The organism is Bradyrhizobium sp. 35, from assembly GCF_023073215.1.
Classification (GTDB): domain Bacteria; phylum Pseudomonadota; class Alphaproteobacteria; order Rhizobiales; family Xanthobacteraceae; genus Bradyrhizobium; species Bradyrhizobium canariense_D.
In genome coordinates this window covers 76,599-102,280 of record NZ_JADPJC010000017.1, presented here as the reverse complement: position 1 = coordinate 102,280, position 25,682 = coordinate 76,599, and the positions used below count along the sequence as shown (strand labels likewise).

Below are 25,682 nucleotides of genomic sequence, written 5' to 3'. Positions count from 1 at the left end.
GACCCGGCAGACGAGCCCTTCCACGAGCCTTAACATTCGTCCTCGGGAAGCCGATCGAGGTAGGCAATCCCGAATCCCGTGAGTTCTTCGGCATCGCTCCCGCGCGCTTCCCATCTCCCTTGCAGATGACGCTCGAGCAGGCAGCGACGGCAATCTGCGGCATCGACGTGGCGATGCCGGGCGCGGTAAACGGACCAAGCAATATCCACCGCCGTTCGCAGCGGGTCGTCGTCTACCATGTTCCAACTCCGAGATGGAGACGTTCATGGGACAGCAACTCGTTACGACGGCGGAAGTTTCCACTTTTTCCCGGTGGGGTCCGAAGCTGCGCACGGCCACCGCGGGCACAAGCAGGCGCCCTCGGAGAAATCAGGCGACGCGACGAGCCGCCATCTCTCCGGCTAGCAGCAGCGCGGCGCGGCTGGCCCCGATTGATGCAATGCCCTGCCCGGCAATGTCGTACGCGGTGCCGTGCGCGGGCGTGCAGATCGGGAACGGGAAGCCGCCAAGCAAAGTCACGCCACGATCAAAACCCATCAGCTTCATCGCGATCTGGCCCTGGTCGTGATACATCGTCAGCACCGCATCGAAGGCGCCGCCCTTGGCGCGCAGGAATACGGTGTCAGCGGGAAATGGCCCTTCCGCGGCAATACCATCGCGCTGGCCGGCGGCGACCACGGGCGCAATGATGTCGATCTCTTCGCGGCCGAAATTGCCGCCGTCACCGGCATGCGGATTGAGACCGGCGACCGCGATGCGCGGCCGTGCGAAGCCGGCGTTGCGCATGCAGGCATCGGTCAGCTTCAGCGCGCTATGGATGCGTTCGCCGGACAGTCGCGCGGCGACGTCCTTGAGCGGGATGTGGGACGTCACGCGGGCGTTCCACAGCCGGTCCAGCACATTGAACTCGCTTGCGGGGGTTTTGAGTCCGACCACTTCGGCGGAGAATGCGATCTCGTCGTCATACTCGGCGCGGGCCAGCCGCATCGCCTGCTTGTTGAACGGCGTGAAGCAGACGGCATCGACCCGGCCGTCGCGGCCGAGCTCGAGCGCGTGCTTGTAGTTGGCAAGCGCGAACCTGCCGCCGGCAAGGCTCGCGATCCCCTGCTGGATGTCGCCGGGATCGAGATGGCCGAGGTCGACGAACAGAGTCTCGCCCTCCGCCGCGCGCAGATCGGCCCCCTGCTCCACTGTTGTCAGCTCCGGCTCGACGCCGGCAACGCGCGCGCCCGCGTCGAAGATGCGGCGGTCGCCGATCACGACAATCTGGCTGCGGGCGCGGATATCGTCCTGCACCACGAGCTTTGCGGTCAATTCCGGGCTGATGCCGGCGGGATCTCCCATTGCCAATGCAATGAGCGGCTTTGCGGTCATATGATCACTTTCTCCCGAGCGGTCTCTTGAGCGGTCTCTTGAGCGGTCTCTTGAGCTCTCTCTTGCGTTCTCTCTTGGGCTGTCGTCTCGTCGGTGGACGGCGCAGGCTTGCGCAGCAGGCGCGCAAGCTGCAGCACGAGCGGAAGCAGCAAAAGTGCGATGCCGGCCACGATCAGGCATGTCACCAGCTTGTTGGCGAAGAAGATCCCGAGCGATCCCTTGGACATCAGCATCGACTGCCGGAACGCGTCCTCGGCCTTGTCCCCGATGACGATCGCGAGCACGAGCGGCGCCAGCGGATAGAACAGCTTCTTGAAGAGATAGCCGACGATGCCGAAGCCGAGCATCATGACGACATCGAGATAGGAGTTCGATACCGAATAGGCGCCGACGACGCAGATGATCACGATCAGCGGCGCGATGATCACGAAGGGAATCCGCATCAGGGCCGCGAAGACCGGAACGGTCAGCAGCACGAGTGCGACGGCGACGATGTTGCCGACATACATCGAGGCAATCAGGCCCCAGACAAAGTCCTTCTGGTCGACGAACAGCATCGGCCCGGGATTGAGGCCCCAGATCATCAGCCCGCCCATCATGACGGCCGCAGTGGCCGAGCCAGGAATGCCGAGCGACAGCATGGGCAGAAGCGCGCTAGTGCCAGCCGCATGATCGGCCGTCTCCGGCGAGATGATGCCTTCAAGCTCCCCGGTGCCGAAATATCGGCCACGGCGCGAGAAGCGCCGGGCGATGCCGTAGCTCATGAACGACGCCGCAGTCGGGCCACCGGGCGTGATCCCCATCCAGCATCCGATCGCCGCGCTGCGCAACAGCGCAACGCTATGCCGCGGCAGGCGACCGATCGCGCGAAACACCTCGCGCCACTCTATCTTCGACGAGACCGCGCGGGCATGAAACTCCTCTTCGACGGCCACGAGCAGCTCGCCGATGCCGAACAGGCCCATCACCGCGACGACGAAGTTGACGCCCTTGACCAGCTCGTCGACGCCCATGGTGAGGCGCACGCTGCCGGAGACGGTGTCGATGCCGATGGCGGCGATGGCAAAGCCGATCGCCAGCGCGACGACAGTCTTGATCGGAGCAGCCCCGCCCATGCCGACGAAGCTGGCGAAGGCAAGAAAATAGACCGCAAAATATTCCGCCGGCCCGAAGGCGAGTGCGACTTGCGCCACCCATGATGCGAGGAAGGTGATCAGGATGACGCCGATCAGCGCGCCGAATGCCGCCGAGCCGAAGGCGGTGGCGAGCGCCGTCGTCGGCCGTCCATCGCGCGCCATCGGGTAGCCGTCGAAGGTGGTGGCGACAGACGACGGCTCGCCCGGGATGTTGAACAGGATCGAGGTCACGGATCCCCCGAACAACGCGCCCCAATACATGCTGGAGAGCAGGATGATGGCAGAGACCGGCTGCATGCCGAAGGTCAGCGGCAGCAGCAGCGACACCCCGTTCGGAGCACCCAGCCCAGGCAGCACGCCGACGAGAATGCCGAGCAGCACGCCGATCACCATCAGCGCCAGATGCGGCAGCGTGATCGCGATGCTGAAGCCGTGAAGGAGTTCTCCGAGATTGTCCATCGGCCTCTCCGTCAGAAGCCGAACGCCGCGGCGAGCGCGCCGTGCGGCAAGCTCACCTGGAACAGGCGCTCGAACACGACGTAGAGCGCAAGCGCTGTCGCCGCCGCCATGCCAAGCGCGCGCGGCACGGATTGTTGTCGGGGGATCGCCAGCACCGCGAAGATGTACAGGGCCGAGGCGACGTACATCCCGGCCAACGGGATCGCAGCCACGAAAATCGCGGCCGGCACGAACAGGCCGGCAAGCCGGCGCAGCTCGATCGATGTGATGGCAATTGGGACGCTGGCGAGCGTCGCGGCCGGCATGACACCTCGAAACAGGTTGTAGAGGCTCCCGAGCACGATGATGATCCCGGTCAGGAACGGAAACGTCCCGGCGTCCACGCCCGCGCTCGACCAGCCGATGCCGTTATCGAGGCTGGAAATGACGACCGCCACACCGAAGCTTCCGGTGAGAACGGCTGTCGCAAGTTCGAGAGCGCGGCGCGATATCATCGAGGGCTCCGGTCAGGCCACGTACAGTGTCCGATTATGGCGCACGTGTTTTCCCAGCGTTCGCTGTCGTTCCGGCGGAGGGGTTTGAGGCGTGCGCCGCCTCACTTGACCAACCAACCCTGCTCGCTCGCAACCAGCCTGACGCGCTCGAGATCCTCCTTGATGAACTTGTCGAACTGGGCACCGGTCAGGAACGTGTCGACCTGGGAGGTTTTCTCGATGTAGTCCTTCCAGTCCGGCGTCGCCTGCACCTTCTTCATCAGGTCAACATAGAACGCGGCCTGGTCCGGCGTGACCTTGCCGGGGAGCCACACTGTGCGCGGCTGCTCATACTGCTTGATGTCGAGGCCCTGCTCGACGCAGGTCGGAACATCACCCCAGCCTTCGGTCGCGGTGACCTTGGCGCCCTGCGGCAGCCGCTTCGGGCTGAAGACGCAAAGCGGGCGCTGGGTGGCGCCACGCCATTGCCCGAGACTCTCGCTGGGATTGTTGACGTGAGAGTCCAGGTGTCCGCCGGCGAGTTGCACGGCCGTCTCGGCGCCGCTCTTGAAGGGAATATAGGTCAGCTTGATGTGGCCGGCCTTCTCGATCATGCGGGTAAGCACCTCGTCGGTATCCTTTGACTGCGCGCCGCCCATCTTGAACTCGCCTGATGCGGCCGCCTTCAGATAATCGCCCGCCGTCTTGTAGGGCGCGTCCTGCTTGACCCAGAGCAGGAACTCGTCCTGCGCCATCGCCGCGATCGGGGTGAGATCGGTGTAGTTGAAAGCGACCTTGGAGACGAGCGGCTGCTGCCAGGCATTCGACGTGCCGAAGATCACCTTGTAGGGATCGCCGGCGGACGCCTTGCCGTAGACATAGCCTTCCGCGCCGCTGCCGCCGCCCTTGTTGACGACGACGATCGGCTGCTCCACCAGCTTGTGCTTGGTGATGATGTTCTGCACGGCGCGCGCGAGATTGTCCGTGCCGCCGCCGGGCCCGGCGGTCGCCACGAACTCGATCGGCTTTTGCGGCTGCCAGGCCGAGAGCGCCGGCGTCGTGCCGGCGAGCACAATTACGGCTGCGGAGAGCAGAAGTTTTGATGTCTGACCCATGATGTCCTCCAGCTTATTTTTGTCTCTTGTTCTTGTTGTTTTCGACGTCCGGTCAGGCGACCCGTTCCTCGCCTCTTCCCGATGCCAACACGATTGCGCCTTCTTGTTCGAGCGCGTCGATCTGCTTCCGGTCGAACCCATGCTCGGCCAGCACCTCGCTTGTATGCTCACCGTAGACCGGCGCGCCCGTGCGCACTTTGCCTGGGGTCTCCGAAAACTTGACCGGCAAGCCGATCGTCTTCACGGGCCCGAGCGTGGAATGCTCGACCTCGACAACCATCTCGCGCGCCAGCGTCTGCGGATCGCTGAGCGCCTCCAGCATGTCGTGCACGGGGCCGCACGGCACGCCCTTCTCGTCCAGTGCCGCCAGCCAGTGCGCGCGCGTGCGGGTGCGGAAGCGCTCGCTCAGAACAGCTTCGAGTTCCTTCAAATTGGCCATGCGGTCGGCGCCGGTGACGAAGCGTGGATCGGCTGCGAGCTCGCTTGCGCCGAGCGCCTCCAGCATCAACAGCCAATGCTTCTTGTTGGCGCCGCCGACCACCAACCAGCCGTCCGAGGCCTCGAACGCCTGATATGGCGCGTTGAGCGGATGCGCCGAACCCATGGCCCGCGGCGCGGTGCCCGCGGCCAGCGCGATGGTCGACTGCCAGTAGGTCTGCACCAGCGCGGCCTCATAGAGCGAGGTCTCGACCCACTGCCCTTCGCCGGTCTTGAGACGGTGCGTGTAGGCCGCGAGGATGCCCATGCTCGCCAGCAGGCCGGCGGTGATGTCGGACAGCGGCGGGCCGCATTTCACGGGCGGACCATCGGGACGTTCGCCGGTAAAGCTCATGATTCCGCTCATGGCCTGGGCGACCAGATCGAAGCCGCGGCGATGCTTGTAGGGTCCGGTGCGGCCGAAGCCAGACAGCGAGCAATAGATCAGCGTTGGATGCTGCTTGTGCAGGTCGTCATAGCCGAAGCCGAGGCGCTCCATGGCGCCCGGCGCAAAATTCTCGACCAGCACGTCGGCGCCCGCGATCAGCCGCCGCAACACCTGCTTGCCGCCATCGGTCTTCAGATCCAGCACGATGCCGCGCTTGTTGCGGTTCATCATCAGGAAGGAGGCCGCCTCGTCGCCGATCTTCGGCGGCACCGAATGGCGGGTGTCGTCACCGTTCGGCGATTTCTCGATCTTGATGACGTCGGCGCCCATATCGGCCAGCATCAAGGTGCAGGTCGGCCCTGCCATGACATGGGTGAGATCGATGACCTTGAGGCCGGCAAGCGGCCCCGAACGGCCGGAGGTTGATTGCGAGCGATCGCTTTGCATCGGGGCGTCCTATTGGCCGCGCCATTGCGGCGCGCGCTTGGTGAGGAAAGCATCGAGCCCTTCGCGAAAATCCTGGCTCGTGTAGCACATCAGGATGAGGTCTTCGCCCTCGTCGGGCGTCAGGCGCCTTTGCAGGCGCGCCACGGCCTGCTTGGTCGCATTCAGCGTCAGCGGCGCGTGGCTGGCGAGCAATTTGGCAACCTCGTCCGCGCGCCTTTCGAGCGCGGCGATATCCTCGACGACCTCGCCGAGCAGCCCGACACTGGCAGCCTCGGTCGCGTCGACGAGCCGCGCCGTGAAGATCAGATCCTTGACGCGGGCGGCGCCGATCAGCGCGGTGAGACGACTGACATTGGACATCGACAGGCAGTTGCCGAGCGTGCGGGCAATGGGAAAGCCGATTTTCGCGCTTTGGGTGCCGATACGGAGGTCACATGCCGCGGCAATGCCCGCGCCGCCGCCGGTGCAGAACCCGTTGATCGCCGCGATCGTCGGCACGCGGCACTGTTCGAGCGTGGTCAGCACCCGATCGATGCGGTTCTCGTAGTCGATCGCGTCCTGCGGCGACTTGAAATCGCGGAACTGATTGATGTCGGTGCCCGCGGCAAACGCCTTGTCGCCGGCCCCGCGCAGCACCAGTACCTTGATCGCGTGATCGTTGTTGATCTCCTCGCAGATCGCGGCGAGCCGCTCATACATCGCGAAAGTGAAGGCGTTGCGCGCCTGCGGGCGGTTGAAGGTGATCCGCCCGATCCCGTCCTGGCGCTCGAAAACGAGGTCTTCCGCCTTCACCTGCTGGTCCATTTCCTCGATGTCCTTCTGCTTTTCTACATTTTTGAATGCAAAATGATCGATTTACAAGCCGGAACTTGCATTAATGCGTATATAGCTCCATTTTTGCATTCAAATGGACTTCAGACCCATGCTTCATGAGGAAGTCGTCGGCCGCATCCGGGCCATCCTGCTCGACGGCGAGATCCCGCCGGGCGCGCGGATTCCCGAGCGCGAACTGTGCGAGCGGCTGCAGATATCGCGCACGCCGCTCCGCGAGGCGCTCAAGGTGCTCGCCGCCGAAGGTCTCGTGCAACTCCTGCCGCATCGCGGCTCGCGTGCGGCAAAACTGACCGACAAGGATATGCGCGACCTGTTCGAGGTCTGCCAGGGCCTCGAGGCGCTCGCCGGCGAACTCGCCTGCGAACGCATCACCGATGCCGAGATCGACGCGATCGCTGCCGCGCACGCGGACATGGTGCGGCATTATCGCGAACGCGATCTGATCCAGTACTATCGCGGCAACCGCGCCATTCACGAAGCCATCGTCGTTGCGGCCGGAAACCCGGTGCTCGCGGGGCTGTATACGTCCGTGACCGCGCGCATCCGCCGCGCGCGCTATGTCACGCCGATGACGCCCGAACGCTGGGCGGTCGCCGTGAAGGAGCACGATGCCATCCTGAACGCACTGCAGAGGCGCGACGGCGTCGGCCTCGCCCATATCCTGCGAGCGCATTTGCGCCACAAGCGCGAAGAGGTTTTGCAGGCGGGCTTTGCCGAAACGGAAGGGAGCGAGCTCGCGCCGAGAATTGCGTGAGCCATAGGTCGCGGCGTACAAAGAATCTTGCGGTCACGCCGTATCGGGCGGCCAGCAGACACAATCACGACACAATCATTGATTGCTTTTGGCCGTACTGGCACGGATCGTGCTGACGAGGCTCGTCGGCAACGGACGTCTTTTGTCGCGCGCCGGAATTGCGCATCCAACTTCGACAAACCGAGATCATCGCCAAATCAATTCCACTTGCTCGCCTGCCTGAACCGGCGCAGCATTCGACCATCGGCGCGGGCCGAATGTAACGCGCAAGCAATTGCGCAAAACAAAAGACAAAAGCGGAGGAAACGCATGACAATCGATGTCTCACGTCGGTCCTTGTTGACCCTCGGGGCTGGCCTTGGTGCCAGCGCAATACTCGGCGGCAGCGCCTTGGCGCGCGCTCCCAAGCTCGGCACGCAGACGCCCTACTGGCACCGCTTCGTTCTCGGCGACGCCGAAGTCACCGTCGTGTCCGACGGACCGCTTCCCCTGGGCGATCCCTCGGGCACCTTCACCGGTGTTTCCAAGGAAGAGGTGAAGAAGATGCTCGTCGACAATTTCCTGTCGCCGGACAATGTCGTGCTCGAGCAGAACTCGCCGATCGTCAACACCGGCGACAAGCTCATCCTGTTCGATACCGGCATGGGCTCATCCAAGATGTTCGGCGCCACCACCGGTCGGCAGCAGAAGAGCATGACCGAGGCCGGCATCAAGCCCGGCGACATCGACGCCGTGGTTTGCTCGCATGCCCATATCGACCACATCGGCGGCATCGTGGACGACGGCGGCAAGCCGCTGTTTCCCAACGCGCAGATCTACATCTCGCAGACCGATTTCGACTTCTGGACCGACGAAGGCAAGCTCGGTAGCGCGGCCAAGGATTTCGTCGTTCACGCCCGCAAGAACCTGCTGCCGGTCCGCGACCGCATCGTGTTCTTCAAGGACGGCCAGGAATTTCTGCCTGGCGTGCAGGCAATCGCAGCGCCCGGTCATACCGTCGGCCACACCATCTTCATGGTCTCGTCGGCCGGCAAGTCCTTCGCCTTCCTTGGTGACCTGTCGCATCATCCCGTCCTGCTGCTCGAGCGGCCGCGGATGGAATTCTCCTACGACACCGACCCGAAGCAGGCGGCCGAGTCACGCGTAAAACTGCTGACCATGCTTGCTGCGAACAAGACGCCCGTGATGTCCTATCACTTCGCCTGGCCGGGCTATGGCCATGTCGCCAAGGCGGGTGAAGGATTCCACTATTATCCCGAACCGATGCAGATGACTTTGTAATCGCCGGATCTGGTCCGGGCGACGCACGCGCCGCCCGGACCATCCGAACGATCACCGCCGTCCGACTGGCCGGTAAAGAACTTCAAATTCGTGATGCCTCCGGCGGAGTTGGCAAACATTACTTCCTGTTGCAAGTTAAGTTCATTTCGCTCAATTGCGTTTGGGAGCGTCAATGTCCCGCGAGAACGATGGTTTTGTCTTCCATCGCGACCTTCTCCAATGGGTCCCGGATGTTATCTATCGGGCCGTCAACTTCTTTGTCACATGGGACAAACTGCCGACCCTGCTCGGAGCCGCCAATCTCTCGGCGTTCCGCGACCGGCTGCGGGAGCGCAATCTGCACCATACCGGCTACGGCACGACATCGCCTCGCTGGAACACGGGCAATGACCGGTGGCGTTCCGCCGACGGCTCGTTCAACAGCCTCGACCATCCGCGCATGGGGATGGCTGGCGCCCGGTTCGGACGCAATTTCGCGCTGTCCGAATGCGTACCGGACAGCCTAGACGACCTGCTCGAACCCAGTCCGCGCGTGATCTCGGAGGAATTGCTGGCGCGCCACGAATTTATTCCGGCGACCAGCCTCAATCTGCTGGCCGCCGCCTGGATCCAGTTCGAAACGCATAATTGGTTCAGCCATGGGGCCCCTAAGTCGGGAAACGAGTTCAAAATTCCGCTGACGCCAAACGACGAATGGCCTGCGGATGAGCGGATCGACGGCTGCATGAAGATCCGTCGGACCGTTTGCGACGGGACGCCACGTGAACCATGGCTCGGCGCGACCCCCACGTTCCGCAACCTCAACTCGCACTGGTGGGACGCCGGACAAATCTACGGCAGCGACCGCGCAAGGCAGATGCAGATCCGTTCCGGGGCAGATGGGAAGATCGCGGTCGGCGATGATGGGATGCTTCCAGCCGATCCGGTGCATCCCGGCGCCGATCTCACCGGCTTCAACGATAATTGGTGGGTGGGGCTCAGCCTGCTGCACAATCTCTTTGCACGCGAGCACAATGTCATCTGCGACGGCTTGAAGGCGCGGTATCCGACCTGGAAGGACGAGGAGCTATTCCAGCATGCGCGCCTGATCAACGCGGCCCTGATCGCCAAGATCCACACCGTCGAATGGACGCCAGGCATCCTCGGCCATCCCGCACTGGACTTCAGCATGCACGCCAACTGGTCGGGGATCCCGTGCCGGGTGCTGCGCGCCGTGCTCGGCAAGAACAGCGAAGCCGCCTTTGGCATCATCGGCTCTCCGACGGATCAGCACAGCGCGCCCTACGCGATGACCGAGGAATTCACCGCCGTGTACCGCCTGCACCCGTTGATCCCGGAAAACCTTGATGTACGGCGGCTCGATAGCACAGAGATTACCGCTAGCGACTTGGTCAAAATGCAGGGCCCCGCCTCCCGCAAGTTCATGCAGACTCACGGCTTCGCCAACCTGCTGTACTCGTTCGGCACCGCTCATCCCGGCGCCATTCGCCTCCACAATTTTCCCAACTTCATGCGCCGGTTCACGAAAGACGGCCAGCCGCTGCTCGACGTGGCCGCGATCGACATCATGCGTGATCGCGAGCGCGGCGTGCCGCGCTACAACCGGTTTCGCGAGCTGGTCGGCAAGAAGCGGGTCAACACATTCGAGGAAATCACCAGCATCCCCGGTGCCGCCAGGAAGATGCGCGCGATCTACAAGGGCGACGTCGATCGCGTTGATCTGATGGTCGGATTATTGGCCGAAGACCTGCCGGACGGTTTCGGCTTCAGCGATACCGCCTTCCGCATTTTCATCCTGATGGCATCGCGGCGCCTGAAGAGCGACCGGTTCTTCACCGATGACTACCGGGCGGAAGTCTACACCAACTTCGGTCTGGACTGGATCCACAACAACGGAATGAAATCGGTGCTGCTGCGGCATATGCCGCAACTCGGACCGGCGCTCGAGGGCGTCAACAACGCCTTCGCCCCGTGGAACGTCCTGCGAGGCTGAGCCTTGGCCCATATGTTCAGCATTCCGGGCCTCGTCCGCCTCGGATGAGCGTCGGCCGCCCTAGCACCCGAGCTTGTCGGCGATCCCACCAAAATCCTTGGCGACGATGTCCCAATTGCCGGTGGCCTCGAAATCGACCTTCTGAAGCGGACCGTATTCGGTCGGCCGCGCCACGAAGGCCGTCTTCAGCCCGTTCTTCTGCGCGGCGGCGAGATCGCCGTTGTGGGCCGCGACCATCATCACCTGCTCCGGCTTGAGGCCGAGCAGGCGCGCGGCGCCGAGATAGGTTTCGGGATCGGGCTTGTAGTGCTCGAACAGCTCGGCCGACATGATGAGGTCCCAGGGAAGCCCTGCGAACTTCGCCATGTTGGTGAGCAGCGCGACATTGCCGTTCGACAGCGGCGAGATCACGAATTTCGTCTTCAGTCGGGTCAGGCCGGCGACGCTGTCGGGCCACGGGTGCAAGCGGTGCCACCCCTTGGTGAGGTGATCGAGATCGGCCTCGGTCAGGCCTGGAATCGAAAATTGCGCGACCAGTTTTTCGAGCGAGCGGCGATGCAGATCATCGAGCATGACGTAGCCGCGCTCGGGATGTTTGCGCACGTCATCCATCGAAGCCATGTACATGCCGCGCCAGCCGTCGACCAAGGCGGTCCAGTCGGCGCTGATGCCGCGGCCCTTCGCCCACCAGATGAAGTCGGTGATCAGGCTGGTGCGCCAGTCGACGACGGTGCCGAACACGTCGAAGACCAGGGCTTTGACGGCGGAGAGGTCGGACATGTGCGCTTCCTCTTTTTGTTGTTCGTCATTCGGGGACTCTCGTCAGAGCGGCCCCAGAATCCAGAGGTTATTGGCACGAGATTCCGGCCTCGACGCTGTCGCGCCGTCCTGAATGACGGCAGTCGTCAGTCGAGGTGGAATTTCGCCAGCTCGCGGTGCTCGGCCTTGATGTAGCGCACGGTGCCGGTGACGGAGCGCATCACCACCGTCTCGGTCTCGATCACGCCGTCCTTGCGGAATTTGACGCCCGACAGCAGCGAGCCCGTGGTGACGCCGGTGGCTGCGAACAGGCAGTCGCCGCGCGCCATGTCCTCGATGCCGTAGATCATCTTGGGATCGCTGACGCCCATCTTGGCGGCGCGCTCGCGCTTCTCGTCGGAGTCGAGGATGAGACGGCACTGCATCTGGCCGCCGATGCAGCGCAGCGCCACGGCCGCGAGCACGCCTTCCGGCGCGCCGCCGGTGCCGAGATACATGTCGACGCCGGTATTGTCGGGGTCGGCGCAGTGGATCACGCCGGCGACGTCGCCGTCGGTGATCAGGCGCACGGCGGCGCCAGTCGATCGCACGCTCTCGATGATGCTGGCATGGCGTGGCCGGTCGAGCACGAGAACGGTGATGCCGTCGGGCTTGACGCCCTTGGCCTTGGCGAGCCGGCGGACGTTTTCGGCCGGTGTCGCATCGAGCTCGACGACGCCCTTGTCGTAACCGGGACCGATCGCGAGCTTCTGCATGTAGACGTCGGGGGCGTGCAGCAGAGTACCGCCGTCGGCCATCGCCATGGTGGCGATCGAGCCCGGCATGTTCTTGGCGCACAGCGTGGTGCCTTCGAGCGGGTCGACCGCGATGTCGACCTGCGGGCCGGCGTTCATGCCGACCTTCTCGCCGATGAAGAGCATCGGCGCCTCGTCGCGTTCGCCCTCGCCGATGACGATGGTGCCCTCGATCGGGAGCTTGTTGAGCTCGCGCCGCATCGCGTCCACCGCGGCCTGGTCGGCCGCCTTCTCGTTGCCGTGCCCGCGCAGACGCGCCGAAGACACCGCCGCCCGCTCCGTCACACGCACGATCTCCAGCGTGAGAATGCGCTCGAGCAATGCTTGCGGCGGGACTGAAATATGGGTCGACATCGGCTCACTCCTTCGAAACAGTTTTGGACGGACATCTCCGCCGCATCAACTCGTAACACCCACAGTTCGTTCGAACCGTGTCAGTTCTTCTCGATCCTGATAACCTGCGGCCGTCCGCTGATCACCTTGTCCTTCTGCACGGCCGCGAGCGCACGGCGCACGGCGTCCTCATGCGTGGCATAGGTGATGAGAATGACAGGCACCGGGACCGCCTTGCCGTCTGCCGGCGCAGCGCCGCCATTGGGATGGCGCTGCACGATCGACTCGATTGAAATCTTCTGCTCGGCGAGCCGGGTCGCGATCGCAGCCGCGGTGCCCGGGAAATCGCGTGCCAGAAGGCGGATGTAGTAGCCGCCCTCGTGGCGCTCCATCGGCGCCTTCTTGGTGTCGCGCAGCTGCGAAATCGGCCGGCCGAACGGATTGGCGCGAATGCCGCGCGCAACGTCGGCGATGTCGGCGACGACGGCGGATGCGGTCGCGGCGCCACCGGCACCGGGGCCGACCAGCGTGATCGGCGGGATGCCCTCGCCATCGATCGTGACCGCGTTGGTGACACCCATCACCTGCGCTATCGAGGAGGATTTCGGAACCATGGTCGGATGCACGCGCTGCTCGATGCCCGTGGCGGTGCGAACCGCGACGCCGAGCAGCTTGAGCCGGTAACCGAGATCGTCAGCGGCACGGAGATCTTCCGGCGCGATGGAAGAGATACCTTCGACATACACCGCGCTTTGAGCAACTTTCGTGCCGAAAGCGAGGCTGGCGAGAATGGCGAGCTTTTGCGCGGTATCGTGGCCGTCGACGTCGAATGACGGATCGGCCTCGGCATAGCCGAGCCGTTGCGCGTCCTTCAGGCATTCGGCGAAGGACAGGCCCTCCTGCTCCATCCGGGTCAGGATGTAATTGCAGGTGCCGTTGAGGATGCCGTAGACCCGGTTGATGCCGGTTCCGGCAAGACCTTCGCGTAACGTCTTGATGACAGGGATCGCAGCGCCGACGGCTGCTTCGAAATTCAGCGCGCCGCCGTGCTTTTCGGCGGCCTTTGCCAGCTTGAGGCCGTGCTTTGCCAGCAACGCCTTGTTGGCGGTAACGACGGACTTGCCGGCGGCGAGCGCGGCCTCGACCGCCGCCAGCGCGGGATCGCCCGCGCCGCCCATCAGCTCGACGAAGCAGTCGATGCCCGGATGCGTGGCGAGGGCAAGCGGATCCTTGACCCATTCGATGCCGCGCAGATCGACGCCGCGCTTCTTCGCCTTCGAGCGTGCGGTGACGGCGACGACACGGATGCCACGGCCGCTGCGGCCGGCAAGCACCCGCGCCTGCGTTTCGATCAGACGGACAACTTCGGCGCCCACGGTGCCGAGCCCCGCTATGCCCACTTTCAGGGGTGCAACCATGATGCCTTGGAAAACCTGCGGAAGAGAACTTAACGCCGAGTGGCGAGCGGAACGACGTTGTGCAACGTTTCGATGCCGCTTTCAAGGAAGCGGCGCACGCCACGCGCGGCCTGCCTGATCCGTTGCTCGTTTTCCACCATGGCGATGCGGACATATCCTTCGCCATGCTCGCCGAAGCCGACGCCGGGCGAGACCGCGACACCGGATTTCTCCACCATCAGGGTCGCGAACTGCATGCTGCCGACGCTGCGGAAGGCTTCCGGCAGCGGCACCCAGGCGAACATCGATGCTTCCGGCGGCGGGATCTCCCAGCCGGCACGGCCGAACGATTCCACCAGCGCGTCGCGCCGCTTGCGGTAGGTGTCGCGCATCTCCTTGATGCAATCGTCCGGTCCGTTCAGCGCGGCGGTCGCTGCGACCTGGATCGGCGTGAACGCACCGTAGTCGAGATAGGATTTGACGCGGCCGAGTGCCGCAATCACGCGCTCGTTGCCGACCGCGAAACCCATGCGCCAGCCAGCCATCGAATAGGTCTTCGACATCGAGGTGAACTCGACGGCAACGTCCATCGCGCCCGGCACCTGGAGCACCGAGGGCGGCGGGTTGCTTTCGTCGAAATAAACCTCGGCATAAGCGAGATCCGACAGGATCAGGATCTCGTGCTTCTTCGCGAACGCGACCAGGTCCTTGTAGAAGTCGAGGCTCGCGACATAGGCGGTCGGGTTCGAAGGATAGCAGACCACGAGCGCCAGCGGCTTCGGGATCGAATGCACGATCGCCCGCTCGACAGCCTCGAAGAATTGCGGCGTCGGCTCCGAGGGCACCGAACGGATCACGCCGCCCGCCATCAAGAAGCCGAAGGCGTGAATCGGGTAGCTCGGATTGGGACAAAGGATGACGTCGCCGGGCGCGGTGATCGCCTGCGCCACGTTGGCAAAGCCCTCCTTGGAGCCGAGCGTCGCCACCACCTGGGTGTCGGGGTTGAGCTTCACGCCGAAGCGGCGGGCGTAGTAGCCGGCCTGGGCCCGGCGCAGCCCGGGGATGCCGCGGGAGGCCGAGTAGCGGTCGGTGCGCGGCTTGCCCAGCGTCTCCTTCAGCTTCTCCAGCACGTGCGCTGGCGCCGGCAGGTCCGGATTGCCCATGCCGAGGTCGATGATGTCGGCGCCGGCGTTCCGCGCAGCTGCCTTGGCCCGGTTGACCTGTTCGAACACGTAGGGCGGAAGGCGGCGGATGCGGTAAAATTCTTCCATGGCTCTCTCGGCTCCGGGCAACCGGTCAGGACAGAATCGACAGGCCATAAAGACCAGGCGGAAGGCGCCCGCATCTCTCGCGAAAATTACTCAAGATCAAATACTTAGAGCAATCATCGACGATATTGACTGAAGTCGTTCGCCCTGACTCTCGGCTGAACTAAGGTCTTTTAGCACGGCGAGGCGAAGGCGCCAGCGATTACCTTGCGGCGCCCTATTTCGCGTCCTTGGTGGCAACCGCCTGACGGTCGCGCGCGGCAGCAAGCTCGGCCTCGATCTTGGCGCGTTGGTCCGGCGGCATGACGGCCTGATCGCGATCCGGCGGCAGATCGTGCACCGGCAGATAGCTACCGGCCTCTCTGGGATGCGCTTGAGCATCGGAAGGCGTCATATCCGCGAGCTGGCTCGAGCAGCCGCCCAGGGCGAGCGTCGCCATCAGCAGCGCGCCACAGATCCGCCGCGACTTTTGCAGGTCCCTCAACGCCAACACTAGGGAAATCCCCACTTCGTCCCAAAGCACGGCCCCGGGCAACCTTACCCAAGTCCGCGCCCAAGCTCAAACCATTGCTGCCCAAATGGTGCGAGCGAGAAAATAGCCCCAGTCCAAGCCGAGCGGTGCGGCTCGATTGTGACGGAACCAAGAAAATTTGTCGCACTGCAACACATCTTCGAGAGTGTTTAACGCCAAACATGCGAGCTTCGCGGTGACGAATACGGAATGAATCGTTACTGTTCTCCTCATGAGTATGGCCACCACCGATACGCCCAAACCCGAGACGAAGTTCGATGCGGAAGCCTTCGCGATGAATGTCGCGCGGGCGATGGAAAGCGGCGGCAAGGCGCTTGCCGCGTACCTGAAGCCGCGCGAGAGCGGCGAGGTGCAGGAACGTCCGCCGGCGGAGCTTACCGAGGTCATCAAGACCTTCACCGCCGTCGCCGAATACTGGCTGTCGGATACGCCGCGGGCCTCCGCACTCCAGACCAAGCTCGCCAAGGACTATCTTGACCTCTGGGGCTCGGCGGCGCGCCGCATGGCCGGTCAGGACGCACCGCCCGCGATCGCACCCTCGCCGCGCGACAAGCGCTTTGCCGATCCGGAATGGAAGTCGAACCAGTTCTTCGATTTCATGATGCAGCTCTATCTGCTCACGACCAAATTTGCGCAGGAGCTTGTGCGCGAAGCCGAGGGCCTCGATCCGCAGACCCGCCGCAAGGCCGAGTTCTACGTCCAGCAGGTCACCAACGCGATATCGCCCTCCAACTTCGTGCTGACCAATCCGGAAGTGCTGCGCGCGACGGTGGCCAGCAGCGGCGAAAATCTCGCGCGCGGCCTGAAGATGCTGGCCGAGGACATCGCCGCCGGCAAGGGCACGCTGAAGATCCGTCAGTCCGATCCGGACAATCTCGTCGTCGGCGTGAACATGGCGACGACGCCGGGCAAGGTGATCTACCAGAACGAGATGATGCAGCTGATCCAGTATGCGCCGGCGACGGAGAAGGTGCTGCGCACGCCGCTCCTGATCATCCCGCCCTGGATCAACAAATTCTACATCCTCGATCTCAAGCCGGAGAAATCCTACATCAAATGGTGCGTCGATCAGGGCATCACCGTGTTCGTGATCTCATGGGTCAATCCCGACAAACGCCTCGGAGCCAAGAGCTGGGAAGACTACATGAAGGAAGGCCCGCTCACGGCGATGGACGTGATCGAGAAGGTCACCGGCGAGATGAAGGTGCACACCGCGGGCTATTGCGTCGGCGGCACCATGCTCGCGACCACGCTGGCCTGGCTCGCCGAGAAGCGCCGCCAGCGCGTGGCGTCCGCGACGTTCTTCGCGGCACAGGTCGACTTCACCCATGCCGGTGATTTGCTCGTGTTCGTCGACGAGGAGCAGATCGCATCCCTCGAGCAGGACATGAAGGCGGCGGGCGTGCTCGAAGGCTCGAAGATGGCGATGGCCTTCAACATGCTGCGCTCCAACGATTTGATCTGGTCCTATGTCGTCAGCAATTACCTCAAAGGCCAGCAGCCGAGCGCGTTCGACCTGCTGCACTGGAATTCGGACGCGACCCGCATGACCGCGTCGAACCATTCGTACTACCTGCGCAATTGCTACCTTGAGAACCGGCTCTCGACCGGCACGTTGGTGCTGGACAACACCTTGCTCGATCTCTCCAAGGTCATGGTGCCGATCTACAATCTCGCAACCCGCGAGGACCATATCGCGCCGGCTGAATCGGTGCTGTACGGCTCCCAGTTCTTCGGCGGCCCGGTGAAATACGTGCTGTCCGGCTCGGGCCACATCGCCGGCGTGGTCAATCCGCCCGCCTCGAACAAATACCAGTACTGGACCAACGACAACGTGAAGTCCGCCCACGTCGCCGAGTGGATGAAGGGCGCGGTCGAGCACAAGGGCTCGTGGTGGCCGGACTGGCGGCAATGGCTGGGCGCACTCGATCCCGAGGAAGTCCGGGCCCGCACGGTCGGCAGCGAGGCGTTTCCCCCGATCGAGGACGCGCCCGGCAGCTATGTCAGGGTTCGCGCATAGCAGAATCTTCCGCGCTTTCGTATAAGCTCCATGCCTGCAGCAGAAATTGATGAGGGGACCGGGTTATGACGCGTGAATTGTTCTGGCTGACACTGACGGTGGTCCTGACCGGAATCCTCTGGATTCCCTACACCATCAACCGCTGCCAGATTCGCGGTCTTGGTGGCGCGATGGCCAATCCCTCGCGCACCGACAAGCCGCAGTCGGAATGGGCGAACCGCCTGATGTTCGCGCATGACAACGCCGTCGAGAACCTCGTGCTGTTCGCGCCGCTGGTGCTGATCCTGAACGCGATCGACTACTCCTCGAAGTGGACGGTGCTTGCCTGCGCCGTCTATTTCTGGTCGCGCGTTGCGCATCTGATCGTCTATGCGATGGGTATTCCCGTCTTCCGCACCCTCGCCTTCACCGTCGGCTTTCTCGCCCAAGCCGTGCTGGCGCTAGCGATCTTCAAGGTACTCTGATCGGCCCCGGATGGGTTGGCGCCCGCAACGAACGGGTGAAATCTCAAAGGCCTATCGCGGCTGCCGGTGTTGCCGAATGACGACAGTGCGTAAAAAAGCAGCAATGCCCTCTTGGGCTGACGCGATGGATCGCACATCCAGAGGTATATTCGCCCATCGCAATTGATTGATTCGGGGCAGACATGAATTGGAAGATTGCATCCGCCGTCGGCGCGTTGTCGCTCGTTGCCGTCGCGACCCAGGCTAACGCCGCAGATCTCGCCGCCCGTCCCTACACCAAGGCGCCGCCGATGATCGCCGCGATCTATGATTGGAGCGGCTTCTACATCGGCGCCAACGGCGGATATGGCTCGTCACGCAATTGCTGGGACCAGACGGTTGGTTTCGCGGCCGGCGTTGCGGAAGGCTGCCATGACGCGACGGGCGCCGTCGCCGGCGGCCAGATCGGTTATCGCTGGCAGAGCAGCGCCTTCGTATTCGGCCTCGAAGCGCAGGGCGACTGGGCGGACCTCTCCGGCCGGAACGCCAGCACCGTGCTCGGCGTCGCGAACCGCACCCGTGTCGATGCTTTCGGCCTGTTCACCGGCCAGATCGGCTACGCCTGGAACAGCGCACTGCTTTACGCGAAGGGCGGCGCCGCCGTCACCCGCAATCGCTACCGCGGCATCGGAACCGGCGGTCTGGCCGGAGCCGAGTTCGACGGTGCCGACGACACCCGCTGGGGCGGCACGGTCGGCGTCGGCATCGAATACGGCTTTGCGCCGAACTGGTCGGTCGGCCTCGAATACGACCATCTGTTCATGGGCCGGCGCGACGTTACCCTCACGGCAAACGGCGTGCTGGCACCCGTCGGCACGTTCTCACGTACCGACCGCATTGGCCAGGACGTCGACTTGATCACGGCCCGCATCAACTACAGGTTCGGCGGCCCGATCATCGCGAAGTACTGAGAAGCGCCCCTCGCGGCCGTCATGCCCGGGACAAGCCCGGTCATGACGAGCAGCGAATGTTGCTCCTACGCCTCCGGCAATCCCAGCATTAGTCGCATGTTCTGCACGGCCGCGCCGGACGCGCCCTTGCCGAGATTGTCGAGCCGCGCGACCAGCACCGCCTGATGGTACTTGTCGCTGGCGAAGACGTAGAGTTCGAGCGTGTTGGTCTCGTTGAGCCCTTCCGGCTCGAGCTTGCCACCCTTGGTCGTCTCGTTCTGCAGCGGCATCACCGAGACGTATTTCGAGCCGGCGTAACGCTTTGCCAGCGCGGCCTGGAGATCGGCGCCGCTGGGCTTGCCGGGCAGCGTGTCGAGCTGGAGCGGCACCGACACCAGCATGCCCTGCCGGTAGTTGCCGACCGACGGGATGAAGATCGGCCGCCGCGTCAGGTTCGAATAGAGCTGCATCTCCGGCAGATGCTTGTGCTCGAAGCCGAGGCCGTAGAGTTCGAAGGACGGCGCGCTGCCGTCCTCGAAACTCGCGATCATCGACTTGCCGCCGCCGGAATAGCCGCTCACCGCATTGATGGTGACGGGATAGTCGCGCGGCAGCAGGCCGGCATCGACGATCGGTCGCAGCAGCGCGATCGCGCCGGTCGGATAGCAGCCGGGATTGGACACCTTCTTCGCAGCCTTGATCTTGCCAGCCTGATCCGGCGTCAGTTCCGGAAAGCCATAGGCCCAGTCGGGCGCGACCCGGTACGCGGTCGAGGCATCCAGCACCTTCGGGCCCGACGGCCCCATGCTGTCGATGAGCGCAACCGTTTCCCTGGCAGCATCGTCGGGCAGACAGAGGATGACCAGATCAACCTTCTCCATCAGCGCCTTCTTGGCCGCGGGATCCTTGCGCTTGTCGTCGGCAATCGTCTTCACGACCACGTCGCTCTGCAGCTTCAGCCGCTCGTTGATGCCAAGCCCGGTGGTGCCGGAGCCGCCGTCGACGAAGACGGTGGCCGGCTTTGTCGCAGCGCCAGTGGTCGGTGCTTTCGTCGTTTCAGTGAGGCTCATGGCGCGCTCCTTTCGAGCATGTTGGTTTCGGATGCGAAGGCCTCCGGCCTTACGTCCTGCATCAGTTGCGCGATCTCCCTGGCGTCGGCATGGGCTTGCGCGCCAAGCGCATTGGCGATCGCCATATAATCGGCGTCGGACTTGTGCTGGTTGAGCTTGAAGCTGGCTTCGACCTCCTCAACCGTCATGACCAGACCCACGATCGCCTTCTTCATCGCCTCGAGCCGCCCGGCCGTCATCTTGCCCGACGTCCACGGCTTCTTCGGCAACAGCCAGTTCTCGAACTTGTTGCTGAGCGTATCGATTTGCACGGCCAGTTCACCATCCGACAACAACCGCACCGGCCCGGTCAGATGGACCGACTGGTACAGCCAGGTCGGCACCTGATCCGGCGAGACGTACCAATCCGGCGACACGTAGGCATCGGGGCCGTTGACCGCGCCAGGAGGTCGTCCCATCCGCAAGCTTTAGCAGCGGATTGTGACGGGCGACATGAAACGCGGCCTGCGGCCTGCCGTCCGCGGCATAGGTCAAATAGAACGGCAGCGGCGAGGCGATCGGCTTGTGGCCGTCGAAGGCGCACATGGTGCCGAAGCCGCGCGTGTCGGCGAATTTCAGGCTCGCGGCGCGGTCCTGCTTGAAAAAGGGTGGCGTATACATCGTAGTCTCCTGCTGGCCTCCTTGGTGGCCGCCGGATCAGATCGCACTGACAGGAGAGAGAATGCCGCGGATCGGATCCAGCGGCAAAGACGATGATCTCAAACGCGATCGACCGCCCAAACCGCTAAAGAGCGGCGGCGGCGACGGGCGAACAGGATGGTCGCGGCGTTGATCATGGCGCGGTGCTATAAGGCCAGTTGCGGTCGCCGTCAAGGTTCCGACGTCACACCACGCCCCAGATCCATTCCATGATCTTGGCGATCACATCTCCGAACAGCAGCAGCGCCGCCGACCAGATCAGTGCCGAGACGAAATTGGCGGCCTGGAAGCTCCAATAGGGCATCTCGAAAATGCCGGCTGCAAGCGGCACGGAGGCACGCAAGGGGCCGAAGAAGCGGCCGATGAAGATGCTCGGCACGCCCCAGCTGCGCACGAAGGCCTCGCCTCTGGGCAGGAGTTCCGGATAACGCGAGAGCGGCCACATCTGCGCGACCTGCTCCTTGTAGCGATAGCCGAACCAGTAAGAGACCCAGTCGCCCAGCGCCGCCCCGATGCCACCGGCGATCCAGACCGGATAGAAGCTGATGCCACTCGCGCCGATCAGCGCGCCGATAGCGACCAACGCGCCCCAGGCCGGGATCAGCAGCGAGATGAAGGCGAGCGACTCCCCGAAGGCGAGCACGAACACGATGGGAGCTGCCCACGTCTGGTGAGCGCGCACGAAATCGGCGAGCCCGTGCGCAAACTGCTCCATTCAAAAATAGCCTTTCCGTCCTGCCCGAAGGTGCTGCTCGATGAAAAGGACTGGTAAGCCAATGACTTGTGTGACATCAAGTCACAAAGCCAGGTCCAGCCGGACCGGACCGTCACATTGCCGGGAATTGATGGGATGCGGCGTAAAATCGCCGGGATTGGCTCCCAACCACACCGCCCGGCCCGCCCCGCGATAACCTTTCCAAGTCAGAAGTGGCATAGTCGGCCCAACCGATTCGCCGCTCATGCGGCCCTCAAAACGCATAAAGATATATGTCCAAGCAGTTGAAGCCCAAAGCAAAAGACGATTTTTTCGGCGGCGATGAGCCCAAGCCCCGCGCCGCCAAGGCCGCCCCGCGCGCGGGCGGTGCCGAGGCCGACTACACCGCAGCCGACATCGAGGTCCTCGAAGGTCTGGAACCGGTGCGCCGCCGGCCCGGCATGTATATCGGCGGCACCGACGAGAAGGCGCTGCATCACCTCTTCGCCGAAGTCATCGACAACTCGATGGACGAGGCGCTCGCGGGGCATGCGACCTTCATCGGAGTCGAATTGAGCGCGGACGGCTTTTTGACCGTCACGGACAACGGCCGCGGCATCCCGGTCGATCCGCATCCAAAATTCCCGAAGAAGTCGGCGCTCGAAGTCATCATGTGCACGCTGCACTCGGGCGGCAAGTTCGACTCCAAGGTCTACGAGACCTCGGGCGGCCTGCACGGCGTCGGCATCTCCGTGGTGAACGCCCTCTCCTCGCTGCTCGAGGTCGAGGTCGCGCGCAGCCAGAAACTCTATCGCATGACGTTCGAGCGCGGCCACCCAAAGGGCAAGCTCGAGGATCTCGGCAAGATCAACAACCGCCGCGGAACCCGCGTGCGCTTCAAGCCGGACACCGACATCTTCGGTGCCAAGGCAGCGTTCAAGCCGCAGCGCCTGTTCAAGATGACGCGTTCGAAGGCGTATCTGTTCGGCGGCGTCGAGATCCGCTGGAATTGCGCGCCCGAACTGCTTAAGGGCGTCGACGACGTGCCGGCGGAAGCGACGTTCCACTTCCCCGGTGGCCTCAAGGACTATCTGGCCGCCGCGATCCATGCCGACACGCTGGTGCATCCCGACATCTTCTCCGGCAAGTCGGGCCGCAACGGCGCGCATGGCGCCTGCGAATGGGCGGTGGCCTGGACCGCGGATGCCGACGGCTTCCTGTCGTCCTACACCAACACCGTGCCGACGCCCGACGGCGGCACGCACGAATCCGGCCTGCGCAGCGCGCTGCTGCGCGGCCTCAAGGACCACGCCGAACGCGTCGGCCAGGGCAAGCGGGCGTCGTCCATTACGTCTGAAGACGTGATGGTGGGCGCAGCCGTGATGCTCTCGGTGTTCGTGCGCGAGCCCGAATTCCAGGGTCAGACCAAGGACCGTCTCGCCACTGCCGAAGCGCAGCGCATCGTCGAACAGGCGATGAAGGACCCGTTCGACCATTGGCTGTCGGGCAATCCGAACCAGGCCAACAGGCTGCTCGACTTCGTGGTCGACCGCGCCGAGGAGCGGCTGCGCCGCCGCCAGGAGAAGGAGACCGCGCGCAAGACCGCCGGCAAGAAGCTGCGCCTCCCCGGCAAGCTCGCCGATTGCAGCGATGCAGGCTTGGAAGGCTCAGAACTCTTCATCGTCGAGGGTGACTCGGCCGGCGGCAGCGCCAAGCAGGCGCGTGACCGCAAGACCCAGGCCGTGCTGCCGCTGCGCGGCAAGATCCTCAATGTCGCGTCCGCCGGCAAGGACAAGCTGACGGCGAACACGCAGCTCGCCGACCTCGTGCAGGCGATCGGCTGCGGCATGCTCGCACAGTATCGCGAAGAGGATCTGCGCTACCAGCGCATCATCATCATGACCGACGCCGATGTCGACGGCGCCCACATCGCGTCGCTGCTGATCACCTTCTTCTACAGGCAGATGCCGCGGCTGATCGACGAAGGCCATCTCTTCCTCGCCGTGCCGCCGCTCTACAAGCTGACCAACGGCACGAAGTCGGTCTACGCCCGCGATGACGCGCACAAGGCGGCGCTGATCAAGAGCGAGTTCAACGCTAACGCCAAGGTCGAGGTCAATCGCTTCAAAGGCCTCGGCGAAATGATGCCGGCGCAGCTCAAGGAAACCACCATGGATCCGGCCAAGCGGACCATGCTGAAGGTGGTTCTGCTCGCCGACGACCGCGACACCACGGCGGATTCGGTGGAACGCCTGATGGGCACCAAGGCCGAAGCCCGCTTCGCCTTCATCTCGGACAAGGCCGAATTCGCCAATGACGACCTGCTGGACGTCTGATCCGCAGGCGCTGCCCGGTCGTATCCATCCAGAGCCCCGGCATGATGCCCGGGGCTCTTTTGTTTTTTGGGAGATGACAACCGCTCTTTCCCGCCAATCCCGCCAACGTCCGCCTCGATTTCGTTGATTCCCGGCCTCATCGCGCCGCGACTCGGCCAACGACTCACCGAGCCATGACTGATGCAGGACTGCCTCCATTTCGGACAAAGCCGGATTCGCTAACGAGAATCTACCAAAACGCAAATCGCAAAATTCGACGTACTGCATTGATAATGCGTACTTATTTCACATTTCCACGACGGCACCCAGAATCCCTGCCGTGCGGCGTTTCCCGGCGACTGTGCCTGCTCTGCAACAGCATTTCGGAGAGAAGCAGGTATAGTCCAGGACATCAGATCACACGGACTTCAGTGCGCTCGCGCCTGCCAGACAGACCAAAGCTTGGGGATTTTTAAGATGAAGAAGATTTTGCTCGCACTGACCGCGGTTGCTGCCATGACCGCTTCGGCTTCGGCCGCTGACCTTGGCGCCCGTCCCTACGCGAAGGCCCCGATGGCGGCTCCCGTCGCCAACTGGACCGGCTTCTACATCTTCGGCGGCGCCGGCGGCGGCCTCTCGGCCTCTGACCAGCGCGTCCAGACCACGGTTGGCGCAGTTCCCCTGACGATCGATCAGCGCCAGGGTGGCTCGGGCTGGTTCGGCACCGTCGGTCTCGGCTACGACTGGCAGTTCAGTGGCACCTGGGTCGCCGGCGTGTTCGCTGACGGTCAGTTCGGCAGCATCCGTGCTACCATTCAAGATCCCCTGCTCGGCATCACCGGCAACCAGAAGCTGGAAGACTCCTGGGCCGCTGGTGTGCGCCTCGGCTGGCTGGTCGCTCCGAACGTTCTCTCCTACGTCAACGGCGGTTACTCCGGCGCCCACTTCGGCAGCACCAACTTCATGACCTTGGCTGGCGCTCCGGCCGGCGTTCACCTCAACGGCTACAACCGCAATGGCTGGTTCATCGGCGGCGGCGTTGAGAACAACCTGAACATCTTCGGCATCCAGTCGCCCGGCTGGTTCATGAAGACCGAGTACCGTTCGGCCTTCTACAATGCCAAGACCCAGGACATCCTGTTCGATGCCGGTAACCTCCCGGTCGGTCAGAGCATTCGCGCCAACAGCTGGAACCAGACGATCTCGACTTCGCTGGTTTACCGCTTCAACTGGACCGGTCCGGTCGTCGCGAAGTACTGATCCGAACGCAAGTTCAGACGTCAAAGCCCCGGCATCGTCCGGGGCTTTTTCGTTGTACGGTGCTTCAGCGGACCTTGCGTATGGACATGCATCCGCCCTGCGGCCTGCATCAGCGGCCATTGTATCCCGACCACGGCTACGGCTAGTCTCCCGGCAAGTTTTCGGGCCGCGGCAATCGTCATGTCGCGTCACGACAGAAGCAAACCGCCGGGGAGGAATGCATGCGCAGATTTCTGCTGATAGCAGGCCTGTTTGCCCTTGCCGTCGGGCTGCTCTGGATCGGACAGGGTACGGGCACCGTCGCGTGGCCGCGATCGAGCTTCATGGTCAACCAGCTGCAATGGGCCGGCTATGGCGCAGCCATGGCCGGCTTCGGGCTGGTGCTGATCTGGCAGAGCAACCAATAGAAGAACCAGG

General features: G+C 63.7%; 23 protein-coding genes and 1 pseudogene. 9 read left to right on the top strand and 15 right to left on the bottom strand.

What is annotated here, in order from left to right; all coding sequences use genetic code 11:
• Nucleotides 1-29: 29 nt before the first annotated feature.
• From IVB36_RS02780 to IVB36_RS02750, 7 genes are all read right to left on the bottom strand, one after another.
• On the bottom strand, nt 30-239 hold the full coding sequence (locus tag IVB36_RS02780; protein WP_083926364.1) for a hypothetical protein: 210 nt from the start codon (nt 237-239) through the stop codon (nt 30-32).
• Between the two features lie 130 nt (nt 240-369).
• Nucleotides 370-1,374: a 4-hydroxythreonine-4-phosphate dehydrogenase PdxA gene (locus IVB36_RS02775; protein ID WP_247390541.1), complete on the bottom strand. Its 1,005-nt coding sequence runs from the start codon at nt 1,372-1,374 to the stop codon at nt 370-372.
• Entirely contained in the window at nt 1,371-2,969 is a 1,599-nt protein-coding gene (locus IVB36_RS02770; RefSeq protein ID WP_247390539.1) for a tripartite tricarboxylate transporter permease, read from the bottom strand. Before IVB36_RS02770 ends, IVB36_RS02775 begins: the two co-directional genes overlap by 4 nt.
• Before the next feature lie 11 nt (nt 2,970-2,980).
• Complete coding sequence (locus IVB36_RS02765) at nt 2,981-3,463, bottom strand: tripartite tricarboxylate transporter TctB family protein (RefSeq protein ID WP_085353478.1); 483 nt, start codon at nt 3,461-3,463, stop codon at nt 2,981-2,983.
• Nucleotides 3,464-3,564: 101 nt separating this feature from the next.
• Nucleotides 3,565-4,557, bottom strand: a complete 993-nt coding sequence (locus tag IVB36_RS02760; protein WP_247390534.1) for a tripartite tricarboxylate transporter substrate-binding protein — start codon at nt 4,555-4,557, stop codon at nt 3,565-3,567.
• Nucleotides 4,558-4,609: 52 nt separating this feature from the next.
• Complete coding sequence (locus IVB36_RS02755) at nt 4,610-5,869, bottom strand: CoA transferase (protein ID WP_204511108.1); 1,260 nt, start codon at nt 5,867-5,869, stop codon at nt 4,610-4,612.
• A gap of 9 nt (nt 5,870-5,878) precedes the next feature.
• Nucleotides 5,879-6,673: an enoyl-CoA hydratase/isomerase family protein gene (locus IVB36_RS02750; RefSeq protein ID WP_247390532.1), complete on the bottom strand. Its 795-nt coding sequence runs from the start codon at nt 6,671-6,673 to the stop codon at nt 5,879-5,881.
• 118 nt (nt 6,674-6,791) lie between these two features.
• Between IVB36_RS02750 and IVB36_RS02745 the strand changes: the two genes are divergently transcribed.
• The 3 genes from IVB36_RS02745 (at nt 6,792) to IVB36_RS02735 (ending at nt 10,731) form a co-directional block, all read left to right on the top strand.
• Nucleotides 6,792-7,457 (top strand): GntR family transcriptional regulator, encoded by a 666-nt coding sequence (locus tag IVB36_RS02745; protein ID WP_018454423.1) that lies wholly within the window; start codon nt 6,792-6,794, stop codon nt 7,455-7,457.
• 309 nt (nt 7,458-7,766) lie between these two features.
• Entirely contained in the window at nt 7,767-8,738 is a 972-nt protein-coding gene (locus IVB36_RS02740; RefSeq protein WP_247368512.1) for an MBL fold metallo-hydrolase, read from the top strand.
• A gap of 172 nt (nt 8,739-8,910) precedes the next feature.
• Nucleotides 8,911-10,731: a peroxidase family protein gene (locus IVB36_RS02735; RefSeq protein WP_247368515.1), complete on the top strand. Its 1,821-nt coding sequence runs from the start codon at nt 8,911-8,913 to the stop codon at nt 10,729-10,731.
• Nucleotides 10,732-10,791: 60 nt separating this feature from the next.
• Here the strand turns inward: IVB36_RS02735 and IVB36_RS02730 are convergent, their stop codons facing one another.
• From IVB36_RS02730 to IVB36_RS02710, 5 genes are all read right to left on the bottom strand, one after another.
• A complete protein-coding gene (locus IVB36_RS02730; protein WP_247368519.1) occupies nt 10,792-11,511 on the bottom strand; it encodes a haloacid dehalogenase type II in 720 nt (239 codons plus the stop codon).
• Nucleotides 11,512-11,636: 125 nt separating this feature from the next.
• Nucleotides 11,637-12,638, bottom strand: a complete 1,002-nt coding sequence (gene glpX, locus IVB36_RS02725) for a class II fructose-bisphosphatase (RefSeq protein WP_018454427.1) — start codon at nt 12,636-12,638, stop codon at nt 11,637-11,639.
• Nucleotides 12,639-12,718: 80 nt separating this feature from the next.
• A complete protein-coding gene (locus IVB36_RS02720; RefSeq protein ID WP_085353485.1) occupies nt 12,719-14,035 on the bottom strand; it encodes a homoserine dehydrogenase in 1,317 nt (438 codons plus the stop codon).
• A 29-nt stretch (nt 14,036-14,064) separates the two neighbouring features.
• The gene (locus tag IVB36_RS02715; RefSeq protein ID WP_018454429.1) at nt 14,065-15,285 is read right to left on the bottom strand and encodes an LL-diaminopimelate aminotransferase; all 1,221 of its coding nucleotides are present in this window, start codon (nt 15,283-15,285) and stop codon (nt 14,065-14,067) included.
• 214 nt (nt 15,286-15,499) lie between these two features.
• Nucleotides 15,500-15,775, bottom strand: a complete 276-nt coding sequence (locus IVB36_RS02710) for a hypothetical protein (protein ID WP_027517741.1) — start codon at nt 15,773-15,775, stop codon at nt 15,500-15,502.
• 250 nt (nt 15,776-16,025) lie between these two features.
• Here IVB36_RS02710 and phaC point away from each other — a divergent pair, with 250 nt between their 5' ends.
• From phaC to IVB36_RS02695, 3 genes are all read left to right on the top strand, one after another.
• Nucleotides 16,026-17,834: a class I poly(R)-hydroxyalkanoic acid synthase gene (phaC, locus tag IVB36_RS02705; protein WP_247390530.1), complete on the top strand. Its 1,809-nt coding sequence runs from the start codon at nt 16,026-16,028 to the stop codon at nt 17,832-17,834.
• A gap of 65 nt (nt 17,835-17,899) precedes the next feature.
• Entirely contained in the window at nt 17,900-18,298 is a 399-nt protein-coding gene (locus tag IVB36_RS02700; RefSeq protein ID WP_018454432.1) for an MAPEG family protein, read from the top strand.
• A gap of 182 nt (nt 18,299-18,480) precedes the next feature.
• Nucleotides 18,481-19,248: an outer membrane beta-barrel protein gene (locus IVB36_RS02695; protein ID WP_018454433.1), complete on the top strand. Its 768-nt coding sequence runs from the start codon at nt 18,481-18,483 to the stop codon at nt 19,246-19,248.
• A gap of 65 nt (nt 19,249-19,313) precedes the next feature.
• On the opposite strand, the gene argC is transcribed toward IVB36_RS02695, so the two are convergent.
• The 3 genes and pseudogenes from argC to IVB36_RS02680 all read right to left on the bottom strand — a co-directional run bounded on the left by argC (nt 19,314) and on the right by IVB36_RS02680 (nt 21,711).
• On the bottom strand, nt 19,314-20,297 hold the full coding sequence (gene argC / locus IVB36_RS02690) for an N-acetyl-gamma-glutamyl-phosphate reductase (protein WP_018454434.1): 984 nt from the start codon (nt 20,295-20,297) through the stop codon (nt 19,314-19,316).
• Nucleotides 20,294-20,957, bottom strand: a pseudogene (locus IVB36_RS02685) (FMN-binding negative transcriptional regulator). Before IVB36_RS02685 ends, argC begins: the two are co-directional and overlap by 4 nt.
• Nucleotides 20,958-21,180: 223 nt before the next feature.
• Complete coding sequence (locus IVB36_RS02680; RefSeq protein WP_018454436.1) at nt 21,181-21,711, bottom strand: DedA family protein; 531 nt, start codon at nt 21,709-21,711, stop codon at nt 21,181-21,183.
• A gap of 272 nt (nt 21,712-21,983) precedes the next feature.
• Here IVB36_RS02680 and parE point away from each other — a divergent pair, with 272 nt between their 5' ends.
• From parE to IVB36_RS02665, 3 genes are all read left to right on the top strand, one after another.
• Nucleotides 21,984-24,026 (top strand): DNA topoisomerase IV subunit B, encoded by a 2,043-nt coding sequence (gene parE, locus IVB36_RS02675; protein WP_018454437.1) that lies wholly within the window; start codon nt 21,984-21,986, stop codon nt 24,024-24,026.
• A 456-nt stretch (nt 24,027-24,482) separates the two neighbouring features.
• Nucleotides 24,483-25,265 (top strand): outer membrane beta-barrel protein, encoded by a 783-nt coding sequence (locus IVB36_RS02670; protein WP_018454438.1) that lies wholly within the window; start codon nt 24,483-24,485, stop codon nt 25,263-25,265.
• A gap of 221 nt (nt 25,266-25,486) precedes the next feature.
• Nucleotides 25,487-25,672, top strand: coding sequence for a hypothetical protein (locus IVB36_RS02665; protein ID WP_007609848.1), 186 nt, complete (start codon nt 25,487-25,489; stop codon nt 25,670-25,672).
• Nucleotides 25,673-25,682: the final 10 nt, after the last annotated feature.